Here is a 5,846-nt window from a genome sequence, read left to right on the forward strand (position 1 = left end):
AGCGCACCTCCTGTGCTGATCTTCTAACGGGTCCGAAGGATCCAAGATCAACCTCGCTGACGATTGAGGAGAAGGCAGTCGTGGTCGCGTTCCGGGGCACACGCTACTGCCGCTTATGACTGTCTCTACGCGCTCTAAGCGACAATCTCGCACCTGACGCGCTCGTCGTTGCACCGCTGCTTTCAGCGCCACGGCATCAGCCGGCTATCCGAGGTCGATGGCGACAAGCCTGCCAAGGGCAAGTTCAAGCCGTACCCGATCGGCTACTTCCACGTCGACATCGCCGAGGTCAGGACCGCTGAAGGCAAGCTCCACTTCTACTTGGCGATCGACCGCACCAGCAAGTTCGCGTTCGTCCAACTCGTGAAGAGCGCCAACCGGGTGACGGCATCGACCTTCCTGTAAGCGCTGATCGCCGCCGTGCCTTACAAGATCCACACCGTCCTGACCGACAACGGTATCCAGTTCACGTTGGGCTACGCCCGCCTTCGGCCCCCGCCGCGTTACGCCGACGGGCCCACGGCCCAGTACATCACGCACATGTTTGATATGCGCTGCGAAGAGAACGATATCGAGCATCGCCTCACCAAGGTAAAACATCCCTGGACCAACGGGCAGAGCCTGCCCCGGCGAAGGCCGGGGTCGAGCGGATGAACCGCACCATCAAGGAAGCCACCGTCAAACGCTACCACTACGACACGCACCGGCAGCTCGAGACACACCTCACCGACTTCATCGCCGCATACAACTGTGCCCGCCGGCTCAAGACATTGTGGCCCGGCGCTCTTGAGACCACTTGGTCCGTCCGATGGACAAGGTGGCAAATGCGGACATGAGCAGACGTCAGGGAAGTGTCGCATTGCCGACGCCCGAACTCGGCCGTTTCGAGCAGGATATACCGCCTGGGCCGGTACGTCGCTTGGCTGATGTTTGGCGAATCACACGCCGGGAGCCCGCCACCGCTCGCGCCTCGCCCCGGCGGCGCGAGCGGCATCAAGGCATGGGCGCGTCGGCGCTCGTAGTTTCCGGCGCCGCCGCGCCGACGTCGGTCCGCAGTATCGAATCTTGCATCGCCGGGGTGGTCGCGTCCTGCTCGGGGGTCGCCACCGTCGAGGTGGCAATCCGCCCCGGCTCGCCATCGTCGCCATAGTCGCTCAGGCGATGACGCACTCGATTGTAATTGACGGTCGGATCGTAGAGCGGACCGGCGTCCAGCCCGAGGTCCCTCGCCTCCGCGCGGCCCATCGCGGCGAGCAGCGCGAAGCCAGCGATGTACGCGTCGTGCCCCGCAGTCGCCAGCGTCACCTGACTGTTGAGCAGTTCCTGCTCGGCGTTGAGAATGTCGAGGATCGTCCGGTTGCCGACGCTGTTCTCGGCGCGCACGCCTTTCAGGCTCATCGTGTTAGCGTCCACCGCTTTCTCAGCCGAGGCGATCACCCGCTGCGACGATCGCCATTCCGCATAGGCCGAACGGGTCTGGGCGACCACGGCGCGCTCGGTGCCGGTCGCCGCCTCGATCGACTGGCTGCGCAGCGCCTCAGCCCGGCGCACCTGCGCGCTGATGCGGCCGCCCTGGAACAGCGGCACGGTGACTGCCAACCCCGCAGTCACCGACGTGCCCGTCTGCCCCACCTGCACGCCGGTGCCCGACCCAAGCGAGCCGAGATAGTTGTAGTAATTGCCGCCGACCACGACGCTCAGCTTCGGCAGCCGGCCCGAGCGGGCAACGGCCACGTCGAAACGGGTCGCGTCGCGCTCCTTGGCAGCGGCGAGAAGCGCCGGGTTGTCCTGCAACGCCTGATCGACGGCGGGACGGGGCGCGCTCGGCAGCGGCGGCAGCGGCGGCGGCGGCTGAAGGTCGACGGGCGGCGAGCCCACGATGCGGATGTAGTTCTCCCGGCTGGTGATGAGCTGCGCCTCGGCGCTGTCCAGCTGCGCGCGCGCGAGCGCGAGCCGAGCTTCGGATTGCGAGACGTCCGTGCGGGTCAGCTCGCCGACGCGGAACCGGTCGCGGCTGGCCAGGAGGTTAACGTCGAGGACGTGCACGTTCTGCCGGTTGAGGCCGACGACCGCTTGGTCGCGGATCACATCCATGTACACGCCGACCGTAGTGGTGAAGAGGTCCGATTCCGTGCCGCGCAGCGTCGCGCGTCCAGCCTCAACCCGCGTCCGGGCGGCGCGCACCGCCCCGCGTACCGCGCCACCCTGGTAGATCGGCACGGTCAGCTGCGTATTGGTGGTGGCCTGGCGCTGCGGCGAGGCGAGCGTGTTGGCCGAGGGCACGAGGTTATTCGCTAGGCCGCCATTGGCGCTGATCGAAGGGATGCCGTCGGCGCGCGCGATCGGGACCCCTTCGTCCGTCGCGCGCAGCGCCGCGCGCTGACCGGTGATCGTCGGATTGGTCCGGTACGCCTTGAGCAACGCCTCGCGCAGCGTCTCGGCCGACGCCGGGACGGCCAGGAGGGCCGCAGCGCCGGCCAACAACGGCATCCTTCCGGCTCTGCCCATCATTTCTCTCCACAGCAGAAGCGGGACGGCGTCACGGCGGTGCGATCGCCGTTCGACGATTGTTATGCGCTGCCGTCGAGCCTGTCGATGGCCGCTGCCGCGCGCGGAGCCGGTTCGCCCCATGACGTCATGACGGTCATGGGTGGCGGGAGCGGGGACGGGCAGGGGATGTGAAACCCGCTTCCAGCAGATTGGCGACGAGCAGGTCGCGCGCTGCCGCGGTCGGCGCGCCGAGCACCACGACGATCACCCGTCTACCTTCCCGCCGGGCGGAGGCGGCGAGGTTGAAGCCGGCGGGCACCGTGTAGCCGGTCTTGATGCCGTCGACGCCCGGCACCTTGCCGAGCAGCCGGTTGTGGTTGGGCCGCGTCCGACCTTGCCAGCGGATCGCGTGAAGCGAGAACACGCGGTAGCGGTCCGAGCGCGCCGCAAGTCGGCGGGCGAGCAGCGCCATGTCGCGCGCGGTGCTGGTGCCGCCACCTGGCGCGAGCCCGGTCGCGTTGCCGAACCGCGTCGCCGTCATGCCCAATTGCGCGGCGCGACGGTTCATCGCGGCCACGAACGCCGCCTCGTTGCCCGCCAGCCGTTCCGCCAGCGCCACGGCGACGTCGTTGGCGGATATCACGGCGATCACCTTGATCGCGGCGCGCACGCTTATCCGGGCCCCGGCGGCGAGCCCCAGGCGCGAGGGCGGCTGCCGGGCGCCGTGCGCCGTCATGGTCAGGAAGTCGCCCGCATGCAGGTGCCCGGCGTCCATCGCCTCGAACGCGAGCAGCAGTGTCATCATCTTGGCCAGCGACGCCGGCGGGCGCACGCGGGTCGCCGCGGCCGCGAACAGCAGCCTACCGCCGTCGGCGTCAATCACCAGTTCGGACACTGGCACGTCGCGGTGCGTGGTATCGGCCCGCGCCGCGGTGCCGGACAGGAACGCGACGCAGGCGAGCGACATCGCCCGATATACGTTCCCCATGGACGCCATGCCCCGCCATGCCCGCCGGACGCGGTCCGGACAAGAACGAGATCGGGCGGATCGGCGAAACTCCAGGATACGGCTCCGACGATCCGGGAGGAACTATGCCGGACGGATGTAGCGGCCCTGGCAACCAGTCGATCGCTCCTTGCGGAAACGACGCCACGCCAGCAGCGCGGCGATCACATCCAGCGCGATCGCGCCCATCTCGGCCACGAGATTGACGGTGATCCCCATCGCGCCCCGTCCCAGCAGGATATCCACGTCGTGGAGCGACGCTGCCCGGACGAGGACGAAGCGCAAAGCAGCACGGTGTTCAGGGTCGCGACGATCGCCCACGGCCCCGCACGGCGGATGACCAGGTACAGGAGGCTGCAAAGCACGGTCGCGATCGCGACGATGACGACGATGAGGTCGCGTTGCAAGTGGCGGCGTTCGCCATACCATCCCTGCTGCCTCGCCACGACGCGGCCAACGACGGTCATCAACGTTTGAATGTCGATCTGCTTGTTCAGTCGCAGCAGGAACAGAACAACGGCGAGCGTCAGCCAGACACGGCGCTGCGCTCTGGCCCTGAAGAAGGCGGCGGGACCCGGGCGAGCCGGAGCGACGGCATTCCTAGCGTTCCGCGCGCACAGCAGCGTCGCTAGGAAGTAGCAGAGGGACGGTAATCCATCCGAAAGGGGTTGCACTGGCCAGCGTGGGAGACCAACCGTTGATCATCCGCGATGCTCCATGCGCGATGGCCAGCGTCGAGCCAACCGGACAGCCCTATCCGTCGTAACACTGACGACACGGATTTGAAATCCGCCCTTCTGCTCTGCAGCAATTCTCAAAGGTCGCGGGCGGCATCCCGTCGACGATCTAATTTTAACGAATGACGCGCCGTTTCCGCTTGGCGGCGAATCGCGCGTGATTCATAAAATCAGGATGCCGATCAGACCCGAGAACCGCTGGCTCTACCCGATCGACTGGCCGCAACTGTCCGACGCGATCCGCTTCGGGCGCGCCGGCTCGCGGTGCGAGCGGTGCGGCCGGCCGCATCGGGTCCATGTGGCACATCTGGGCGACGGACGGTGGTGGGACGCGGACGCGCGGCGCTGGCGATGCGGTCGCGGACGGCGGATCGCGATGGGCGAGCGCATCGCGCTCGCCCGCGTGCGGACGACTTACGTTGTGCTCGCCTGCGCGCATCTCGACCATGATCCGGGCAACAACGCGGCCGCGAACTTGGCCGCGCTGTGCCAGCGATGCCACATGCTCCATGACGCGGCCGAGCATCGCTGGCAGCGTTGGTGGAACGTCTTCAGCCGGCGGGCCCTGCGCGACCTGTTTGAAGATCCACGCTTCGCGCGCCGACGTCTGGCGGGGCGGGATTGACAAACTCGACCGTCGGACAATCGCGGCTTCGATCCCATCCGCAAGTATCCGACGACGCCTTGACCGGGCGGTTTGACCATCCCCGGCGGTTATGTAATCATACGTCCTCATGGAGAGCCTCGCCTCGACCGCGATATATCTAGCTTCTTCACTGACGGTCGCCCAGGTGCCGGGCGCTACTCCTCCCGCAAAGATCTTCGTGGTGACGACGAGCACCGGCCTGCCTCCGACACAGGAGGTCAGGGCCGGGCTCGCCGACGTCGTCGTCATGACGAACCCGTTCACCTCCGCCCGGAACGCGGGTAGAAAATCGCTGGACGAGGCGATCATCGACGAGGTCAGGCGCGACGCCCTCGATCAACCGTCGGGGGCCGCGCGGATGGACCCGTCGTCCGATCCGGACCGGGATGACCTCGACAAGAGTCTGAGCAAGGACATAACGGCGGCGCACGACGCCCGTATCGACTTCATCGAGCGTCGGATGGACGAACTGCGGCTCCAGGGTGTCTCGGCGGCTCCGCTGGTCGACCGGCTGGGTGTCAAGTTGCGACTGGCGATGGCGGCGCGGCGGCTCGCCCTCGCCAGGGAGGCGATCGTGCAGCTTCCGGCCGGGTGTGATCTGAGCCCCGACGCCTGCCGTCCCATCCCGATCGCGGTGGCGGCGAGTACCGTAACGGATCATCGAGGGTACGGCCATGTTCGGCCGCGATCGTCGGCCCCGCATCGGCAAGGCCCGGCCCGGATCCTAGTTGATGCGTCCGTCGCCGCCGCGCCGTCGCCGTCGAATGCGGTCATCGTGACGATCGGGGCCGCCGCCGGCAGGGGCGTGAAACGCGTCGCTGATAGCCACTCGTCGCATCGGGCGTCCGGCGGATCGGATCGCCTTGCCGGATCGGCAATCCATCTGGCGTTGGCGCAGGGAACCCGGCATCGTCCGACGGATGGCACCGTCCACGGCTCGGACCGCGCGCGCCGGCTACTCGCGACG

General features: G+C 67.7%; 6 protein-coding genes and 1 pseudogene. 4 read left to right on the top strand and 3 right to left on the bottom strand.

Translation table 11 applies throughout. From position 1 onward, the window contains the following. Positions 1–836, top strand: a pseudogene (locus tag HUU95_RS06745) (DDE-type integrase/transposase/recombinase); the annotation flags it as partial. A gap of 157 nt (positions 837–993) precedes the next feature. Here the strand turns inward: HUU95_RS06745 and HUU95_RS06750 are convergent. From HUU95_RS06750 to HUU95_RS06760, 3 genes are all read right to left on the bottom strand, one after another. Then, positions 994–2,490: a TolC family outer membrane protein gene (locus tag HUU95_RS06750; protein ID WP_174279415.1), complete on the bottom strand. Its 1,497-nt coding sequence runs from the start codon at positions 2,488–2,490 to the stop codon at positions 994–996. 154 nt (positions 2,491–2,644) lie between these two features. Continuing rightward, positions 2,645–3,478 carry a D-alanyl-D-alanine carboxypeptidase family protein gene (locus HUU95_RS06755; RefSeq protein WP_174279416.1) on the bottom strand — a complete coding sequence of 278 codons (834 nt, stop codon included), beginning with the start codon at positions 3,476–3,478 and terminating at the stop codon, positions 2,645–2,647. Positions 3,479–3,580: 102 nt separating this feature from the next. Beyond that, positions 3,581–3,817: a hypothetical protein gene (locus tag HUU95_RS06760; protein ID WP_174279417.1), complete on the bottom strand. Its 237-nt coding sequence runs from the start codon at positions 3,815–3,817 to the stop codon at positions 3,581–3,583. A gap of 86 nt (positions 3,818–3,903) precedes the next feature. Between HUU95_RS06760 and HUU95_RS06765 the strand changes: the two genes are divergently transcribed. From HUU95_RS06765 to HUU95_RS06775, 3 genes are all read left to right on the top strand, one after another. Continuing rightward, a complete protein-coding gene (locus HUU95_RS06765) occupies positions 3,904–4,128 on the top strand; it encodes a hypothetical protein (RefSeq protein WP_174279418.1) in 225 nt (74 codons plus the stop codon). A gap of 280 nt (positions 4,129–4,408) precedes the next feature. Continuing rightward, positions 4,409–4,858 (top strand): hypothetical protein, encoded by a 450-nt coding sequence (locus HUU95_RS06770; protein ID WP_174279419.1) that lies wholly within the window; start codon positions 4,409–4,411, stop codon positions 4,856–4,858. A 109-nt stretch (positions 4,859–4,967) separates the two neighbouring features. Then, positions 4,968–5,846: hypothetical protein (locus HUU95_RS06775; RefSeq protein WP_174279420.1), on the top strand; the 879-nt coding region annotated here is incomplete at its 3' end.

This window comes from Sphingomonas bacterium (assembly GCF_903643065.1).
Taxonomy (GTDB): domain Bacteria; phylum Pseudomonadota; class Alphaproteobacteria; order Sphingomonadales; family Sphingomonadaceae; genus Sphingomonas.